The organism is Deinococcus radiotolerans, assembly GCF_014647435.1.
Taxonomy (GTDB): Bacteria; Deinococcota; Deinococci; order Deinococcales; family Deinococcaceae; genus Deinococcus; species Deinococcus radiotolerans.
Genome location: NZ_BMPE01000029.1, coordinates 25,226 through 40,984 on the forward strand (window position 1 = coordinate 25,226; position 15,759 = coordinate 40,984).

The following is a 15,759-nucleotide window of genomic DNA, read 5'->3' on the forward strand; positions in this document are numbered from 1 at the left end:
GAGGTTTTGATAGGCGCTCTAAGTCCAGAAACCATCGCGGCCCCAATGGACGAGTCGATTTTCCACACGACACCAGTGAACTCTTCCCATATATTGAGTGAATTGTGCTCCCCGCTTATGTCAACACCGAAAAACCCGGCTTTTCAGGCCATGAAACATTTCCGTTTCGCTACGGCTGGCTCCGGAAGGCCATCATTGGCACCGAAGTCAGCAGCCAGTTCTTCGGTCGTCCTTTAGCGCTCGTGACGCTTGGTGTAGGGAAGAATATGGTCCAAAGCATTCGCCACTGGGGCTTGGCCACAAGGGTGCTGGAGGACGTGAGTCGCACGGAAGTCGCGCCAACGTACCTTGGGCAGCGACTCCTTCAGGCGTGGGACCCTTATCTCGAAGACATCGGTTCACTTTGGTTGATTCATTGGTGGCTCGTGGGGAACCCCGCGCGGGCGGCCGCGTGGCATTACGCATTCTTTCGGTGGTCACGTCAGGAGTTCAGCAAGAGTGAGCTGACCGATCATCTGCTCGAGTGGGCGGAGCGGACGGCGGTGCGGGCCACGCGGTCATCGATTGCGCGGGATGTGGACTGCCTGCTACGCACCTACCTGCCTAGCAAAAGTAGCAAGAAGGGTGTTTCAGAGGAGTCGTTCGACTGTCCACTCGTAGAGTTGGGCCTGTTGCGTCCCCTGCAGGACGGGGATCGGTTCACGTTCGTGATGGGGCCCAAGCGGACCCTGCCGGCGGCCGTCTTTGGTTACGCCTTAGTGGAGTATATGAATGCGGTCCGGGGGGAGCGGCGCACGGTGGCGCTGCATGACGCGCTCTACGGTATGGGCAGTCCGGGTCTAGCTTTCAAATTGTCAGAGAATGCTCTGGTAGAGCTTGTGGAGGCTGTGCAGGCACTGACGGCTGGCGCCATTGAGTTGGATGACACGGCCGGTCTGAAACAGTTATACCTGCGAGAAGACCTGGACGGCGCTGAACTGCTCGCACGGTTTTACGAGGAGAACGTATGAGCCTGCTTGCGCCCCCAATTACGGCCGGTCGGTTCTTACGGTCTGTGCGGTTAGAACGCGACGCTGGGCACGCGGAGGCACTGGAGGGGTACGTATTGACCCCGCAGGCACGGACCGTGCTTCGCCGTGTCTTGAGCGCACTCAGCGCGGGAGGCACTGAACGCGCTCTTACCTTAACCGGGCCGTATGGAACGGGGAAGTCGGCATTTGCGCTGTTCTTGACGGAACTCTTGCGTGATCCGGCTGGACCAGCTTTCGCGTTGATTCAGCGGGTGGATGGGGCACTGGCGCTTGAGGTTGAGCGAGTATTGCCGGCCCCGCTCCTGCCGGTGCCCCTCACGCTGCGGCGCGCGCGCCTGGGTCTGACCCTGCATCAGGGTCTTATCGCCGCCGCTGAAGGCTTGCCGGACTCCGCAGCGCTCGTGGCGTCGCTGCATGCAGTGACGCCTGCGGCAGACGGGGAGACTCTGGATACCCGCGCCCTGCTGCAGGCAGTACAAGCAGTGCAGGCGCGCGCTGAAGCGTCTGGGTACGCCGGGATCGCAATTGTGTTCGATGAGCTCGGGAAAGCCTTAGAGCACGAGGCGCGGTTTGAAGGGGCTGACATCTACCTCTTGCAGGAACTCGCAGAGAGCGCCGCCCGCAGCGGACCGCGCCCCATGCTGTTCGTGGGCGTGTTACACCAGGCGTTCGAGCAGTACGGTGAGGCGCTGCTGGCCAGTGCCCGCAAAGAGTGGGCGAAAGTGCAGGGGCGCTTTGCGGACATCGCATTTATTGAGCCCCCCGAGCAGCAAATGCGCCTCGCGGCGCAGGCCACCGCCACGCTCGACCCCGCACCTGACGCAGACGTGCGGGCCTCAGCTCGGCGCGCGGCGCAGGCGCTGGTTGCCCTCAAGCAGGCGCCTCTGGGATTTGAAGCGGCCGAGTTTGAATCTCTGGCGGTCGCGGCGACTCCCGTGCATCCGGCCGCGCTGATGGCTCTACCGTACCTCTTCCGGCGGTTTGCGCAGAACGAACGCTCGCTATTTGCGTATCTGCTCAGTGGGGAGCCGCACGCCGTGCCAGCCCAGTGGGCAGCGGGGCATACCCTCGTCCGGCTGCATGACCTGTTTGACTACTTCAGCGTCAACCTGCTGGGGAGCCTGTCGCGGCAGGCCTTCGCACGGCGATGGCTTGAAGTGGTGGACGCGGTGGAGCGCTACCCCGATCTGAGCACGCTGGAGGTGCAGACCTTAAAGACGGTGGGGCTGCTCGGCGTGCTCGGGGATATGACAGGCTTGCACGCGAGTGCAGAACTTGTGTCGGTGGCCCTGACCGACGCCTTAGACGACGCGGAAGTGCTGCTCACCCTGCAACACCTGGAACACCGCTCCTTGATTGTCTATCGCCGCTACAACCGCACCTTCCGAGTGTGGGAAGGAAGCGACATCGACATTGAGGAGCGCCTAGAAGAGGGGCGCCGGACAGTGGGGGCGCAGCTGGCCCTGTCAGAGGTGCTCGAGAACTACTTGCCGCGCCGCCCACTCGTGGCGCGCCGGCACTCCTTCCACACCGGGACGCTGCGGTTTGTGGAAGTGCGGTATGTAGACGCCCCCGTCTCGGCGGACCGGCTCCACGCGGCAGAGGGTGCGGACGGCGTCCTAGTGTGCGCCCTACCGAGCACGCCGGAGCAGGCTGAGGCGTTTGCGCGGTGGGCCGAGGAGGACAGCGTAGCGCAAAGGACGGACCTGCTGGTGGCGGTGCCGCTGGGACTTCAGACCTTACGTGAAGCGGCCACGGAACTCAGGGCACTGTACTGGCTGCGGGAGTCCACTCCGGACCTGCGCGACGACCGGGTGGCGCGCCGGGAAGTCGCCGAACGCCTCGCTTACTTGGAAGGCGTGTTGATTGGGGCTACGGAACACCTGCTTGATCCTCGCCCAGTGCCGGTGGGGAGCGGCACGCGCTACTGGCACGCCGGCGAGGCGCAGGTCGTGCGGACGCCGCGACAGGCAACGCAGCTGCTGTCAGATGTGCTTGACGAGGTGTACCCCGCTTCGCCGCAAGTGATTAATGAATTGATCAATCGGCGCACGCTATCTTCCGCGGCGGCCGCCGCGAGGCGCTCCTTGCTTGAATTGATGTTGACCCGCGGGGACGAGGCATTGCTGGGCCTCGATCCCGAGCTGTTCCCGCCGGAGCGCAGCATGTACGAAAGTGTGCTGCGCGCCGCGGAGCTACACGGCCCTGTCGATCCAGATGATGAGTCGGGGCCATGGGAATTCCGAGCTCCGGTTGAGAATGACAGCTCAAACCTCGCTCCGGCGTGGGCAGAACTGGGCCGTCTTGTGTTTGAAACGGACGAGCCCGTGGTGGTCAACACCCTGTTCAGCGCGCTGGCCGCCGCACCGTATGGCGTAACGGCTGGGCTGGCCCCAGTGCTGCTCGTGGCGTTCATGCAGGTGCACCTACACGAGATCAGCCTGTATCGCGAAGGCGTGTTCGTTGCGGAGCCGAGCATCGCCGACTTCGAAGTGCTGTTGCGCCGGCCGGAACTCTTTGCCGTGGCCGGAAGTGCGGTGCAGGGCGAACGTGCGGCGGTGCTGACCCGCCTGTCCAGCAGCCTGAAAACACCCGATGCGCTCGTGCCAGTTGTCCGGGCCCTGATCCGCATGGTGAAGGGATTGCCGGACACCTCGTGGCGTACGCAGAATTTACCGGACGCCGTCTTGCGCCTACGTGAGGCCTTTGAGCGGGCCCGGAGTCCGGAGCGCCTCCTATTCCAGGACGTGCCCGAAGCGCTCGGGTTGCCAGCGATTGGCAGCGGCCACACTGACGAAACGCGAATCACTGCGTTCTTCGATGTGCTAAACGGAACGCTACAAACCTGGGCAGCGCATGGACCGGCGCAGGTCAAGCAGGCCCGGCGGGTCCTGCTTGAAGCGCTCGACTTCCCGGCGACGGATCTAGGCTGGGCGCAGCTGACTGAGCAGGCACAGGCGCTGCAAGGCCGCCCACTGCCGACAGCTTTGGTGCCCTTCGTTAACCGCTTGTGCACGGACGGGGAACCGAACGCGGTGCTCGACGGGGTTTTGTCCCTTGTTGCCGGCCGGTCCCCGCGCTCCTGGACGGACGCCGACGCCGCGCGTTACCCCTCGCAGGCGGCAGATCTGGCGCGCACGTACCGTTTGGCAGCTCGGCAGCTGGGGTACAGCACACCCGAAACGGAGGAGGCAAGCCGGGAAGTAGCCACGCAGCTGCGCGCAATTCTGGCTGAGCAAGGACGGGCTGGGCAGAAGGACGCCATGAAGTTAGCGCTGCTGCAACTGCTTCAGGAGTTGGACGAAGAATGACCAATTGTGGGCTATGCATGAAAGGGACGTGGTACCCCGTTTACAGTTGGGCCAAGCATGACTGAGCTGACATCCCGTCCCCTGCGCCACATCCTTTCGTTGTCCGGAGGGAAAGACAGCACGGCGCTCGCCATTTACATGCGCGACAAAGTGCCCGAAATGGAGTACATCTTCTGCGACACCGGTGAAGAGCTCCCTGAGACATATGAATACCTCGACCGACTAGAAGCCTACCTGGGCAAGCCAATCGTCCGGCTCAACCCCGACCGGCCGTTTTCGCACTACCTGGAACTGTACCGGGGAGTGCTGCCCGACAGCCGCACCCGCTGGTGCACGCGCATGCTCAAGATTAAGCCGTTTGAGAAGTACGTCGGCGACGCGCAGGCCATCAGCTACATCGCCATTCGCTCGGACGAAACGCACCGCAAAGGCTACATCTCCACCAAACCCAACCTGCACGCCGTGTACCCGTTTATCGAGGGGGGCCTAATCAAACGCGATGTATTTAAACTCCTCGAAGACAGCGGCCTGGGCATTCCCGAGTACTACGAGTGGCGGTCACGGTCCGGCTGCTACTTCTGCTTCTATCAACAGCGCCGCGAATGGGTAGGCCTGCTTGAACGTCACCCGGACCTCTACGAGAAAGCCAAGACCTTCGAGAAATTTGACGAGGCCACCGGCCGGCGCTTTACCTGGTCAGTGAAAGAAAGCCTGAGCGAACTCGCTGACCCGGACCGCGTTGAGCAAATCAAGACGTCACAGCTGAGGTCCAAGGAACAGGGGAGCGCGGCGCTACTCGACCTCCTCGATGAGCAGGAAGATGACGCGTCCTGCATGGTCTGCCACCTATAATTCCAGCGGACAGCAGCCCGGGCGAGGAATGGCGCCGTCCTCGCCCGAGCTGCCAGTGAAACCCTGTCAACATGAGGACGGCCACGCATGACCGTATACTTTGACGATCACGCAACCACCCCCTGTGATCCCAGGGTGGTGGCGGCGATGATGCCGTACTTCACGGCGCAGTTTGCCAACCCTGCGAGCACCTCGCACGGACCCGGCCGGGACGCTGCGGACGCGATAGAAAACGCCCGCTCGCAGGTTGCGGCGCTGCTGAACGCCCCGGCGGGCGACGTGGTGTTCACGGGTGGCGCCACGGAAAGCAACAACCTGGCCTTGTACGGCGTCGCGCGCGCCGCGGCCATGTATGGGGGCCGGCGGCGCATCATCACGCTTCCCACCGAGCACAAAGCCGTTCTTGAACCCTGCAGAGACCTTCAGGAGCAGGGTTTCGACGTTGTGTATGCGCCGGTGGACCGGTACGGGACCGTGGATCTTGCGGCGCTCGAGGGGCTGCTGACGCCTGAGACACTGCTCGTATCGATTCAGGCGGCCAACAGCGAAATTGGCACCCTCCAGCCCATGGCCCAAATCGGCGCCTTCGCACGCGCGGCCGGCGCGCTCTATCACTGTGACGCTACGCAGCTCGTTGGCCGCGCACCGGTCGACTGGCAGGCATTGCCTGTGGATCTGCTCTCCCTAAGTGCCCACAAGCTCTACGGCCCAAAGGGGACGGGAGCGCTGCTGTTGCGGCCGTCTCTGCGGCGAGGCGGGCTGCAGCCTCTGATGCGCGGGGGCGGCCAGGAAGGTGGCCTTCGGCCAGGCACCCACAACGTGCCGGCGGTGGTCGGTTTCGGTGTGGCCGCGGATCTCGCAGCGCAGGAAGGGCCCGCTGACACAGAAAGGGTCGCGCGGCTGCGTGACCGGTTCGAAGCGTCCCTGCGCGCCGCCCTTCCAGAAGTTCGGTTCAACGGTCATCCTGAACGGCGGCTCCCCGGCAACAGCAGCGTCACCCTGCCAGGGTTGGAGGCGGATGCCCTGCTGATGCACCTGCCGGGATTCGCGCTGAGCTTGGGCTCCGCCTGCAACAGCGGAGCCCTAGAGCCGTCGTATGTGCTGACGGCCATCGGGTTGAGCCGCGATGACGCGGACAGCACCTTCCGGGTGGGGCTCGGCCGGTTTACCACCGCAGCGGCTGTTGGTGAGTTGACCAACGCCATCGTGGCTGGCGCTGGCCGTCTGGCTGAGCTCGGGGCTGCGTTTACTAGATGAAGTGTGCGGCCAGTGCCCAGCACAGGTGGGGCGACGGCCAACCGAAGAGCGCACAGATCAAAGGGGGGGGTACACCCCCATCTTGTCTGCCCGGACTGCTCAATCTAAGCAGTTCAACGCTAGGTCAGTCTCTAGACTGCACCGGATCTTCTTCTGGGCTAGTCCCGGCAGTCTGCCGTTGCCGAATCCTTCTGGCTCATCTGTACTCCGCTTTCGTCCAGCCCAGTTGCGTCGGCTGTGCTCAACTCCCCGATCAAAGGATCTGTCCCCGTGAATGACAATGCTTTCGTGGCTTACCTGAACCGTTACACGACCGCGTCCTCAGAACACGAAGCGGCGTTCGACGAGTTCACGTCCGCGACCCCAACAGGCATCCCCTCCTTGAGCATCCCAACACGCCTGGAAGCGAAGCTGCTAGCAGCGTTTCACAGTCCGTCACCGCCCACGGTCATCCTGACCGGCAACGCAGGTGACGGTAAGACGTACCTGTGCCGTAAGATCGTGGGGGCGTTCCGGCACTCACCGCTGACTGTATGGCCAAGTCACGACACAATCCATCACTTCGAGTCCGGCGACGTCGTCCTGACCGTCGTAAAAGATCTATCCGAGTTGTCCATCGCTACGGCCGGCACGGTGCTAGCCGAACTCAGCTCCGCCCTGACGGGCCAGACGGGCGCGCCGTACCTAATTGCCGCCAACGAGGGTCGCCTCCGCGCAGTGCTTGAAGAGCGTGGTCTGAGCGTCCTGGCGCAGCAGATTGATCACCAGCTGCGGCACGGCCCCGATCTCACGCCGAACGCGAAGCTGCTGGTGATCGACCTCAACCGTGTCGCCACATCGCAGTACATCGGACCAGTGCTCGACTGGATGACGGCGGACGTTGCGTGGAGTGGCTGCGGCAGCTGCCCGGTCCGGAACACCTGCCCCATGGCGGACAACGCCGCGCAACTGCGGCAGCCGGGCATCAAAGACCGCCTGGCCTTCCTGTACGGCGTTCTTGAGCAGCTTGACATTCACGTGACCTTCCGGGACATGTTGATTCACCTCGCCTACACCATCACCGGCGGGCTCTCCTGCACCGAGGTCAAGCGGCGAGCGCAGGTGGACGAGACCGCCTGGCAGTACGAAGCCCCCTCCTACGCGTATTACAGCAACGCCTTTGGCGAAAGCGCGCCGGTGGGCTTCCGGCGAAAAACCGCGGCCATCCGCCACCTGCGCAAACTGAATGTCGGGCAAGAATCGGTGTTCGACCTCGATCATTTTATCGTCGGGGACGACGAAATGCAGCCGGACCTGCATGCCAAACTATTCGGCAACAGCATTGACCTCGGTGGACGACTCTTTGAGCAAGACCGCCAGGCGTACTTGCGGGGGCTGAGCGCCACAAGTGAGGCCGCGCAGGAGTTCGTGACGCGCTGGCTCGGTCATTGCCGCCGAAAAGCCTTCTTCACTCATCCCGACGGCGACCTCGTTCTAAAGCTCCTACCGTTCCAATTCCTGAAGGACTACCTTCAGCTGATTGATCAGGCCGTGTCGTTAAAGCGGGAGCACATCAAAAACCTGTTGATTCTCGGCTTGAACCGCGCGTTTTCCGGGTTGTACCTGACCGACCGGCACATCCTGTACGTCACGGCGCACCCATCGAGCAGCTTAGAGAACGCCGTCCCCGCGGTCTTGATGCGCATTGCCGAAACCAACATCGACCTCGTCCCAAGTCACCCGGATGCCAACGAAATGATTGAGCGGTGGAGCAGTTTGACCCTGCGGCTCCAGGTGCCCGGCGTGCCCCCCCAGACGGTGCCGTGGAACATGAATCTGCTGCGGTTTGAGTATGTGATGCGCCGAGCCTACGGCAGCACACCAGACATCCTGGCCCAGGAATGCGAGCTCGCGGTGCGGCATCTCAAAGATAGTCTCGTGGCGCGGCTCGGCACCCAGCGCAGCGCCAACGAACTGGAATTTTTCGAGTACAACGGACGGGCGTACCAGCACCGCCGGTTGTTCTTCCTGGGCAGCTCGTCTGTGGAGCAGGCATGACGCACGAATATGGCAACAAAACCCACCACATTCCCGAGACAGTCCCAGTATCCTCCTGGATCTGGGGGCACCGACTCCGTCAAGGTCAAGACTGGGTGGAATACACCCTGGAATTCTTAAACGTCCTCGTCGGCTACGACTATGCGCTGGGGCGAGGCATTTGCGGCCCGGACGACGCCACGCCCCCGCAACCCTACCGGAAGTACAGCCGGCTTGGCCTACGAAGGTTCGTGTTCTTCGACGGCGTCAGTGGAAAAATTGACGAAAGGGACGTCAAGGCGACCGCGCAACTGAAAGAGCAGCTGCAGCGGACCCCGTTAATGACCGACAAAGAGGGATCTACAGACGTCCTGGCCTCCGTGCAGTCGCTCCTACGCTCCTACACCGCCGTGGAAAAACAGCGGTCATGGTTCGCCAAGTCGCTGTTTCCTGTGCACGAGCACCTCCTGTTCTGGGAAGCGCTGCGTAAAGAGGACAAGACCCCTGGTAAAGGTGGCATTCTGCCGCTGTTCGGTGACCCCACCTTGGACGCAGATACCGCTGAGCTCGATAAGGGCATCAGCCTGTCCGCCCGGAACTTTTTTGCGCGGGGGGGGGAGCTGTATTACCTCATGCTGTCCGCAGGAACGCACAGCGACCCAGCCCTGGCCGCCGCCATCGGTGGTCAGCTTCAGCTGCTCCTCCGGGAATCGAGCCCTGCCATTGGGCGCTTGGCGGCCCTGATCGATGCCACTTGGGCCCGTCAGGAACCGAGCGCTGAGCTCTCTTTGGCACGGGAAACCAGCGAAGAAAAAGGTGGGCATCTGGGCTGGCTGCCCCGGAAGGATGATCCGCTGTTTCACGTCTTCGCTCAGGACGTAGCGCAGCTGCTCCGGGCGCCCCTGGGCGTCACCGACGCCCTGACGTCGCTCGCCCACCTGATGGCGTTTCACTTGACGCTCTACATCTACCGGCGGGCCCACGCCGTACTGGCCCCTAGCGCCCCTAGTCCCGCTCTGCTGCTAGACCTGCTGGACCAGGACGGCGACAGTACGCTGCGGCGCGCGTCCAGTGCCCACTTCCGTGAGCAAGAGGCCGTCCAAGCTCAGGCGGTGCGGGCTTTTGTCACGGCCACGGTCGAGGCTGCCTGGGCCGATGTGACGCCAGACAAGTCGTTTGGCTTGGCGCTGCGCGAACACACCAAACGCTGGTCTCTTGGGAAAGCCAAAGTCACCAAGGGCTCGGGCGAGGGCCCCAAAGGTAAGAAGAGCGCCGCAGACCACGACTTTTACCTGTGGGTCGACCGACTCGCCGCGAGTTCCGGTGGGCTGAACCGGGCCCTCGTGGCCGAGCAGCTCGCGGACTTGGTCATGCCCGACTTCACGAAGCACTTCCTGGGCGTGCACCGCAAACTCGCCAAGTCATGCGGCTTTGTCGCTCCTCCTCAGGGTCAGAGCGCGCGGTATGTGATGGGCAACGAGCTGCTCAAGGCCCTTGTTCTGGCCTTAACCGGACAGGAGCGCGACATGGAATACGCAGAGTTCCTGCAGGCACTGTATGACCGGTACGGCCTAGTGATTGGCCTGGATCAGGCGCGGCTGTCAGGCGTCTTTGACCGGCATGGCATCAACGCCGACTACTATCAGCGTAACCAGCAAGCCCTCTTGGACAAACTCACGAGCGCCGGATTGGCCAAGGAGTACTCCGATGCCACCGCTCTCGTCAGCGGGAGACTGTCTTGACCACACCGACGCTGACCCGCGCTCTATTGCTTGTGCTGCGAGACCTCCTGACCACAACAGCGTCCAGACAGCGAAGCTTTGTGCGTTTGAACGGCTTTGACGAGGCGACCTACCGCACCCTACTCGGCGAGTTACGCCTGCTGGGCGATAAGTTAAACGACCGCGAACTCCTGATCCGGACGACGGGACGCATTGCTGGGTTTGACGGCTACGCTATGGAGCCGGAAAAGTCACCCACCTGGTACCGCAACAACGTGCCGGCTACGCACGCCCTAGTGCTAATCAGCAATACCGTCACGTCCGATGCGCAGAGCCTCAAAGACCTCTTCACGGTCGACGAAGCGACGCTGGCGCAACCCAACCTGGGCTTGCCTCACCTGCTCAATGCCGCGTTCCGGACCTTTACCTTAACCCCTGACGCCCGGAAAGAACTGATGGCCTTTGTAGCCCGGCTCAACCGAATTCGCAAACCCCAAGTGCGGAGCCTCGCAGCTTTCTTTGACGCGCTCAATCGGGAGCTCACAGCTCAACCCGGTCTTGCCATCAGAGGCGCCATTGGCCTGAACCTTCCGGAACTGGGCCTGTTCCGCTGTGCTGATCTGGCGACGGCCGACGCCCAGCGCAGTGACCGGCTGCTGCAAGCCAATATCACGGCGGCTGCCCTCGGCGGTGAATTGCTCGAGCCAGCGCGGCTTGACACCTACCGCAACAGCGTCAAGAAGCACGAACCCCTCTTTGAAGACGAAGGAACGCGTGGCCTCACCCCTCAGGTGAAGGCGGCGCTGCTGCGCCGGTTCTTGACGGATGTGCTCAGTGGGGACGACCTGCGCAGCGTGCTACAACTCGACTGGCGCGACGTCGAGCCAGTGCTGTACAAACCCACACAGACCACCGCCAAAGCCAAACGTCAGGCGCTTGGCCTTGAAGTCAGAGCGCACACCCAAGCGGCCCTGCCGGGTGATCCAACCCTCAGTGGGGACGCCCAGGAGGCGCTCGATGATTTGCTCAAGGGAACAGAGCCAGCGCCGGAGCACGTGCAAGCGCTGATCAATGAACTTGGCAGCCTTCTGCCCAAACGCGTTGGGGCCGCGCTCGCCCGCTTGGCCCGCCCCACGCTCATTGAAGGCCACGACTTCGTCCTCGATGTGCTGCGCGCCCTAATCAGCATGCTGCACCCCCGGCCGGAGAGCGCCCAGGGCAAAGCGGCGCAAGTCACGGTAACAGCCGACGAACCTACGGGAGAGCACAGCAAGCAAGCGGCGGAAGCGTTCCTTGCCCTCTACGGCGGCCTGGCCAGCTTCCTGCCGCACGTCACCTGGACATTTGACGTCCTCCGTCAGGCGCCTAACGACTTTGAGACCACCGGTCCCAGTAGCCTGCGGTTCAAAATTGAAGTGACGTCTGAACTCTTCCAAGACAGCACAGAGCTCCTGTGGCACTTCGACCCCAAGGGCCCCCTGGGCGCCGCCGTTGAGCACCTGCAGGCCACAGTGCGCGATGGCCCCGCCGTCATTCCCGTGTTTACCGCTGACCACGCCGTCTCACCGACGCACATTGACCTGCAGCGTCCCCACGAGAGTCTTGGCGCGTACCACACGCGCCCGCAGGACCTTCGCGCCCTGCTGAGCGGGCCTTTGCCCGGTTGGGTGGGTGCGGCCGCCAGCGAGCGGCTGCTCACCGAACATGCCAACCTCGAGACGGCCTGGGACACTTACGTCCGCTCTGCGCTGGCTGGAGGCCTGCTCTCTACGTCCACGAATGCCCTACTCGACGCGTACGATTCGTGGATGCAGTCGTTCCTGGATAGCGTGCGCCAGCCGACCGGGCTCCGCCACGTTATGCCGCTCGTCGCACGCGCCTGGACCGTCACCGGCCACGAAGATGACACTTGGGCGGTCGTGCCGTCCGTTCATCCGTTCAAGCTGCACTGGTGGCAGGAACGGCACCACGCCCTGAGCACGGTCATTGGGCGCATCCTGACCGAGCACGACACGCCCGACATTATTGATGAGTCCCGCTTTCTGCAGGGCCTTGACGGGACGTTCGGGTCGAGCGGCGCACCCGGCGTCCTGGGTCTGAAACTGCCCTCCCAGCATGCCCGCTACCTGGCGCCAGCTCATGCCGAAGGAGGCTATGAGCTGTTTGTTCCCATCAAGCACGAAGAGGAGCACGCCGGTACCTCCGACGCGAAAACGCACGCCGCCTACGCCGCCAAAGAAATGGCCCGCGTCATTGAGGACTACATCGAGACCTACCCGTTTGTGCTCGACGGCCTCGAGGTATACCTCGTGGAATGCCGGAACGTGGCCCTGCCAGGCCTACTTGCCGATCACCTCGTGCGCGTTGCGGAGCGGCGTAAATGGAAGTTGAAGTGCACGCTCGTTGTTCAATCCCCAAATGAAGGCGCGGCGCTGTATCGCGATGTGCAGCGGTGGGTTCGAGACCATGAGGAGGCCCTGACGCGCCGAGCCGACGCGTATTTCCCCGACCTCACCCTGCGAGTGGTGGAGGTGCCCTTCCATGAACTGATGCAAAGTGTGTCAGACACGGACATCGCCATTCTCGCCGACGTCATCGGCACCCGGGGTCAGGAAGTGCAGGACGCTGTGGTGGACAGCCTCACCACGCCGCTCGAGGGCCTGCTCACCCACGCCGCTCAGACTCATGAGCCGCACCAGGCGGGGCATCAGGACCGCTCCATTCCCCTCACGGCCACAGCCCTGCCGCGAGTTGCCCACCGCTACCTACTCGTCCAGTACGCCGCGTACAAAGGGCAAGACGTTACCCGCCGCATGGCCGAAGACGAGACGGTGCAGTTCAGCCTGAACGTGTCCCTTGACCGGTGGCGCACCGAGCTCACCGCCCTCCACGAGACATTCAACTGGATTATCTGCTACGACACCGTGGTGGACCGGTACCTTCTGGAAAGCAATTTCCCTGACGCGGTTCAGGTGATCCGCTACTCCATGGGCATCGGGCCCGACCGGGCGCACAAGCTGACGGTCTCCTCCTCACGTAAGGTGCAGCGCAGCGTTACCCGCCGCCTCAGTGCCAACCTCACCAACCTGATCCCGACTCTGCCGCCCACCGTCGCCCAGGACGTGGCCCAGGCCCTTGTGGACGCCGCCAAACAGGTGTCTGGGGACATTGTGCTGCGCGCCGCAGGACCTGGGGCCTACCTCAACGAGATTTTAGGCATGGTCACGGCCAAAGCTACCGTGGAGGCGACCGAGGCGGACAGACCGGGGGTCCTGCGCACCTGGCTGTACCTGGACGACTTCCCGCACTGGTTCAAAGGGAAGATCCCAGATCTGCTGCGCCTCTCACTCAGCACTGACGACGCTGGACAACTGCAGGTGGACGCCCTCGTGGTGGAAACCAAATGCATCGAGAACGCCTCGTTCGACCGCGAAGCGCGGGACGCGCAGGTGCAGGTGCGGGCCGGCGCAACACGCCTGGCGCGCGTGTGGGCTCCCGGTGCCCTCCACCTCGACGCTCCTTACTGGTACGACCAACTGGCCCAGGCTCTGGCCGGCACAATGCACATTGAGTATGACGACCTGGCCGTCTGGAACGACGCGGTGGACGCCTTGACCCGCGGTGCGTTCACACTCCACGTCCGCGGTGAAACTCATATTTATTGCCACAACGGCATGGGAACCCTGACCGGCCGCACTCACGCTACGCAAGAGTTCACCGCTGTGGGCAACACGGATGGCACCATCCCGATGATTGCTCATCATTACGCCCGCCCAGGCTTCCTGAATCGCCTGCGCTACCTAGCCGAGCAGCACCACGCGGGCGTGACCGAAGCCACCTGGCGTCTGGCCGATGAGCACGTGAATTTTCAAGACGCCGGCGACTCCGAGACGAGTAATCCCGACATGCCCCACGGAACGGGTGTCCTCATTCCTCAGAACGGCGTGCCTCAGCCAACCGACGAGACCGGATCAACGCCAGATCCCGGCCCAGACGACCAATCCGGCGAGGCTTCCCCGGACGATCCCGATCATGCCCTGCACAGTTGGCTGACTCTCAAAGCCCAACAAATGGACCGGCTGCTGCGCCAGTACGGCTTCGGCCTCTTTCCGATTCGCGTGGAAGACGCCGACGTCGGGGCTACCATCGTCCGCTTTAAAGTCCGGTTACACCCTGGTCAGGAACTTAGCAGATTGCAGCGCCAGGCGGAGAATCTCGCCCGGGACCTCGCGTCCCCCAGCATCCCTTTTATTGACAACGTGCTGGGCAGTTCGTTTGTCGGAATTGATATTGCCCGGGAGACCCCGACGGCCATTCCTCTGATGCCCTGGCTGCAGGCCCTTCCAGCGGGCCAACCTGGGGCTCTACCGGTGATCCTCGGCCAGACCCCCGACGGCCGGAACATCGAAGAAGACCTCAGTGAATTTCCGCATCTGCTCGTGGCTGGCGCCACCAACTCGGGTAAATCCGTCTTCTTGCGTAACCTCGTTCTGTGCCTCATCAGCACCTACGGCCCGAATGACCTCAAGCTGCTGATTGTTGACCCCAAACAAACGGACTTCAGTTTCTTCGAGACCTTGCCGCACTTGATAGGTGGAAAGGTCATCACCAGTCCAGATGAGGCTCGGGACCGTCTGCTGGCCCTCGTGAAAGAAGAAATGCCTCGCCGCCAACAGGTCATGCGTGGACGTAGCTTAAAAATTAAAGACTTCAACACCCGCTACCCGGCAGAAGCCTTGCCGCCAGTAGTAGCCATCATCGATGAGTACGCGCAGCTGCTCAGCATAATGGGGAAAAAGGACCGGGAGGCCTTTGAACGGGACCTGATGAGTCTCGCGGCAGTGGCCCGCGCCACAGGCATTCACTTGATCCTGGCCACCCAACGCCCTAGCGCCGACGTGGTCACCGGCACCTTAAAAGCCAACCTGCCGGCGCGCATTGCTTTCAAAGTAGCCTCAGGCGTAGATTCCCGCATCGTTCTTGACACCGTTGGCGCGGAGAATCTGCTAGGCCGCGGAGACATGCTCTACCGGAAATCAAGTGGGGAGGTGATTCGCCTGCAGGCTCCCTATCTCTCCGAAGAAGACCTTCTAACTTATATTCAGTCCTCTATTGGCGAGAAGCGGGAACCCCAGCCATCATAAAACTGGTCCGTCAGAGTAATTGATGCCAACTGACATGGGATAATATTTATCGGCTTCTTGGCCAGCATCGTAGATGCTGGCCTCCTTATTGAAGTGTTTCCGATCTCCGAGACAGACCTTTCACGCGCCGACCTGATTCGCCCGTTCCAAACGTACTTCCGCCATTAAGAATAATACTGCAGGGCACCGATTTACGTGTATCCGGCAAACCGAAAAAGTATGCAACCACTGACCACTAGCTCACGCCTAGGAAACAGGATCAACTGCAGCACTTCATCACCGATTGCCCCTGGGAGGCCCAAGGCGTCACTGATCGTGTTCAACCACTTTTGAGTAGGTGGGAGGCCATGTTGTGTAGCGATGCTGACTACCCTTCAAAACGGGACATGAGTGTGCTCAAGTTGCGCCAGGATGCGCCGGACGGATG

At 62.4% G+C, this 15,759-nt stretch carries 7 protein-coding genes; all 7 read left to right on the forward strand.

Annotated features, from left to right (window positions below; all coding sequences use genetic code 11):
• The first annotated feature begins 104 nt into the window (after positions 1 to 104).
• On the forward strand, positions 105 to 1,010 hold the full coding sequence (locus IEY63_RS21050; RefSeq protein WP_189070967.1) for a DUF4007 family protein: 906 nt from the start codon (positions 105 to 107) through the stop codon (positions 1,008 to 1,010).
• Complete coding sequence (locus tag IEY63_RS21055) at positions 1,007 to 4,342, forward strand: hypothetical protein (protein ID WP_189070968.1); 3,336 nt, start codon at positions 1,007 to 1,009, stop codon at positions 4,340 to 4,342. The genes IEY63_RS21050 and IEY63_RS21055 overlap by 4 nt, the downstream gene beginning before the upstream one ends.
• Before the next feature lie 57 nt (positions 4,343 to 4,399).
• Complete coding sequence (locus tag IEY63_RS21060; RefSeq protein ID WP_189070969.1) at positions 4,400 to 5,194, forward strand: phosphoadenosine phosphosulfate reductase family protein; 795 nt, start codon at positions 4,400 to 4,402, stop codon at positions 5,192 to 5,194.
• Between the two features lie 87 nt (positions 5,195 to 5,281).
• Entirely contained in the window at positions 5,282 to 6,451 is a 1,170-nt protein-coding gene (locus IEY63_RS21065) for a cysteine desulfurase family protein (protein WP_189070970.1), read from the forward strand.
• Positions 6,452 to 6,721: 270 nt separating this feature from the next.
• Positions 6,722 to 8,488 carry a hypothetical protein gene (locus tag IEY63_RS21070; RefSeq protein WP_189070971.1) on the forward strand — a complete coding sequence of 589 codons (1,767 nt, stop codon included), beginning with the start codon at positions 6,722 to 6,724 and terminating at the stop codon, positions 8,486 to 8,488.
• Positions 8,485 to 10,209, forward strand: a complete 1,725-nt coding sequence (locus IEY63_RS21075) for a methylation-associated defense system protein MAD7 family protein (protein ID WP_189070972.1) — start codon at positions 8,485 to 8,487, stop codon at positions 10,207 to 10,209. The genes IEY63_RS21070 and IEY63_RS21075 overlap by 4 nt, the downstream gene beginning before the upstream one ends.
• A complete protein-coding gene (locus tag IEY63_RS21080) occupies positions 10,206 to 15,332 on the forward strand; it encodes a DNA translocase FtsK (protein ID WP_189070973.1) in 5,127 nt (1,708 codons plus the stop codon). The genes IEY63_RS21075 and IEY63_RS21080 overlap by 4 nt, the downstream gene beginning before the upstream one ends.
• The last annotated feature ends 427 nt before the right edge of the window (positions 15,333 to 15,759 follow it).

Bases quoted from the DNA above. Each gene is read 5' to 3' on its own strand.
- IEY63_RS21055 (WP_189070968.1), top strand. From the start codon at position 1,007: ATGAGCCTGCTTGCGCCCCCAATTACGGCCGGTCGGTTCTTACGGTCT.
- IEY63_RS21060 (WP_189070969.1), top strand. From the start codon at position 4,400: ATGACTGAGCTGACATCCCGTCCCCTGCGCCACATCCTTTCGTTGTCC.
- IEY63_RS21065 (WP_189070970.1), top strand. From the start codon at position 5,282: ATGACCGTATACTTTGACGATCACGCAACCACCCCCTGTGATCCCAGG.
- IEY63_RS21075 (WP_189070972.1), top strand. From the start codon at position 8,485: ATGACGCACGAATATGGCAACAAAACCCACCACATTCCCGAGACAGTC.